Raw genomic sequence first — 2,874 nt, forward strand, 5'->3', positions numbered from 1 at the left:
AAATGAAAAAAAATTATTTTTTATTGATAAACGAGGTCAGAGTGGCTTCCATCATGCTTTTTCTGGTTTTCTCACGAACGATCATTAATTCATTTCTAAGATAACATTCTGCTTCATCTACACAATCGTCACACGCTTCGTAGAAGTTTAAAGAAACGCAGGGAGTTAATGCAATAGGACCATCAAAAATACGGTAGATATCCGCCAATGAGACTTCATCGGGTGATTTTAACAGGTAATATCCCCCTACTTTACCCTGTTTGCTGTTAACAAGTTTAGTTCTTTTAAGTTCAAGAAGGATTTGTTCCAGAAACTTTTTGGGAATGTTTTCATCCTGTGCAATAATCGAGGTGGACAGATAGCCTTGATTGTAATTTCTTGCTAATCTGACCATTGCTTTAAGCGCATATTTGCAACGTTTGGACATCATAATCTACGCAAGGTATAACAAATTATCTGATTAATGAAATGTTTTTAAATAATGAAAACAACAGTCGTAAAATAATCTGTATGTAAAGGATGGCTTATCAGCAGCGTTTTACAATCTTTATATTGTTTTATTTTCTTTTTTAAAGACAGACGGAGACTGGTTTTTATAGGTTCTGAATATCTTATTGAAATGGCTAATGTCATTAAAACCAAGCCTGTCTGCAATTTCACTGATGTTATAATGACTCTGAAGCAGAAGTTTTTCGGCAGCTTTTACTTTATATTGAATAATATGCTGCTGGATGGAAAACCCTGTTTCTTTCTTAACATAAATGCTGATGTAGTTTGTAGAAAGCATAAATTCTTTGGCCAGATTTTCTATTTTCATTTTGTCCGCATCCAGAAAATTGACATTGATGTAGTATAATATTCTGTCTATTCTGCTCATATTTTGAGAAACCCATTTTTGATGGGTGCTGCTGCTCATGGTATTTCTGATGAGAATGGTAAAAATTGCTGAAAAGAGATCTGCTGCAATCTCTTTATTGTACAAGTTCTTATGGCTGAATTCATGCAAAAGAATACGGGAAAGGCGAAGAAGATGTTCTCTGTCTGCTTTACTTTTAATTCCTGATTCATAAACAAAAGACCGGTCTTCCATCAGAAGCTGAATAATTTTTTTCAGTTCATTTTTTTTATTCATCAAAAGGTTTTCCCAGATATATTCTTCTGTAAATTTTATATAGATAAACCTGGTTTTATTCTGAATGGTAAATTCATGAGCATCACTGGGTCTTAGAAGGAATATATCTCCTTTTTGATAGGGAAATGTAATGCCGTTCAGACGATGAGAGCCTTTTCCATTTTCTATGATAATCAGTTCATAGAAGTTGTGATTGTGGTATTCAATGTCCCAGATTTCTTTTTCGATCCTGAAAACGTTGAAGGAATTGAAATTAACAATTCTTTTCATGAATAATGGATTTTTACAAATTTAAGATTAATTTTTACAATAATAACCAATGGTTTATGCGCCAATTTTGCAACATAAATACATGTAAAATGAAATATATAAAACAATCAGTAATGGTACTTGCTGCAACAGTATTTTTAGTATCCGCGTTTAAAGCAAATGACAATGTTGGAAAAGGAAGTCCAAAAGAAGAAAATATTCCTGCAGCCAAAAAGTATTGGCCTAATGGTGCCCAATTAGTTATTTCAGTATCCATGCAGTTTGAAACGGGCGGCCAGCCGGAGGGAGCAGAAAGTCCTTTCAGTAATACTCCGCTTCCTAAGGGACAACCGGATCTTCCTGCAGAAAGCTGGTACCGCTATGGTGGAAATGAAGGAATTTACCGCATGCTGGATGTATGGAAAAAATATAATATCAAAGTAACCTCTCATGTAGTGGGAACCGCTGCCGAAAAATATCCGGAAATTGCAAAAGCCATTGCCAATGGCGGTCATGAGATTGCAGCTCACGGGATTTCATGGGACAACCAGTGGAATAAAAATTATAATGAAGAATTACAGTTTGTAAAACAAGGAGTAGATGCTGTTAAAAAGATTACAGGACAGAAAGCTGTGGGCTACAACTGTAACTGGCTGAGAAGAAGTCCGAATACGCTGAAAGTATTGCAGGATTTAGGATTTCTTTATCATATTGATGATCTCAGCCACGATGAACCTTTCATTACCAAAGTAAAAGGGAAAAACTTTGTGGTAATTCCATACACCCTTCGTAATAATGATATTGTGAATATTGAAGGGAAACACTGGAGCCCGGATCAGTTTCTTGCCCAGCTTAAGTTTGAATTTGACAGACTTTATGAGGAAGGTGCAACGAAAAGAAGAATGATGAGTATCAGTTTCCATGACCGAATTGGCGGGACGCCTGCAATGGTGCACGCTATGGAGGAATTTATCAAATATACAAAAGAAAAACAGGGAGTGGTTTTTATGAGAAAAGATGATATTGCTAAAATGGTGATGAATGATCCGGATACTCCGGTGGATAACAGTGAAGCGATATTTAATAATTAATGATTTGTTTATCAGATTAACAATAACTTAAAATATACATTTATGAATAAAAAGACAGCCTATTTTTTCCTTCGTTTATCGATGGGGATCAATTTTTTCGGACATGGACTGGTGAGATTAACCAAGCTTCAGGATTTTGCTGATGGAATGACAAAGATTTTTGAAAAAAGCTGGCTTCCTCAGTTTTTTGTACACATTTTCAGTACAGCACTTCCCTTTTTGGAGTTTCTCATCGGATTGCTGCTTATTATCGGATTTAAGACGAGAATTGCCGCAATGGCAGGCGCATCATTAATTATCCTGCTATTATTGGGCAGCAGTACAGTAGAAAACTGGGAAGCCATGGGAATTCAAATGATTTATGCAGGATTATTTTATCTTCTGATTTCCAGAATGGAGGAT

The 2,874-nt window shown here is 35.6% G+C and carries 4 protein-coding genes; 2 read left to right on the top strand and 2 right to left on the bottom strand.

All coding sequences use genetic code 11. The annotated features are described in order from the left end of the window. Positions 1 to 13: 13 nt before the first annotated feature. Together BBH99_RS10900 and BBH99_RS10905 are read right to left on the bottom strand one after the other, a co-directional pair. Positions 14 to 430, bottom strand: coding sequence for an RrF2 family transcriptional regulator (locus tag BBH99_RS10900; RefSeq protein ID WP_066695441.1), 417 nt, complete (start codon positions 428 to 430; stop codon positions 14 to 16). 117 nt (positions 431 to 547) lie between these two features. After that, entirely contained in the window at positions 548 to 1,402 is an 855-nt protein-coding gene (locus tag BBH99_RS10905; RefSeq protein ID WP_066695443.1) for an AraC family transcriptional regulator, read from the bottom strand. An 89-nt stretch (positions 1,403 to 1,491) separates the two neighbouring features. On the opposite strand from BBH99_RS10905, the gene BBH99_RS10910 reads away from it, so the two are divergent. Together BBH99_RS10910 and BBH99_RS10915 are read left to right on the top strand one after the other, a co-directional pair. Next, positions 1,492 to 2,472: a polysaccharide deacetylase family protein gene (locus tag BBH99_RS10910; RefSeq protein WP_066695445.1), complete on the top strand. Its 981-nt coding sequence runs from the start codon at positions 1,492 to 1,494 to the stop codon at positions 2,470 to 2,472. Positions 2,473 to 2,514: 42 nt separating this feature from the next. Next, positions 2,515 to 2,874: DoxX family protein (locus BBH99_RS10915; RefSeq protein ID WP_066695447.1), on the top strand; the 360-nt coding region annotated here is incomplete at its 3' end.

It is taken from the genome of Chryseobacterium contaminans, from assembly GCF_001684955.1.
GTDB classification, from domain to species: domain Bacteria; phylum Bacteroidota; class Bacteroidia; order Flavobacteriales; family Weeksellaceae; genus Chryseobacterium; species Chryseobacterium contaminans.

Coding starts and splice junctions, on each gene's coding strand:
- BBH99_RS10910 (WP_066695445.1), top strand. CDS start 1,492: ATGAAATATATAAAACAATCAGTAATGGTACTTGCTGCAACAGTATTT.
- BBH99_RS10900 (WP_066695441.1), bottom strand. CDS start 430: ATGATGTCCAAACGTTGCAAATATGCGCTTAAAGCAATGGTCAGATTA.
- BBH99_RS10905 (WP_066695443.1), bottom strand. CDS start 1,402: ATGAAAAGAATTGTTAATTTCAATTCCTTCAACGTTTTCAGGATCGAA.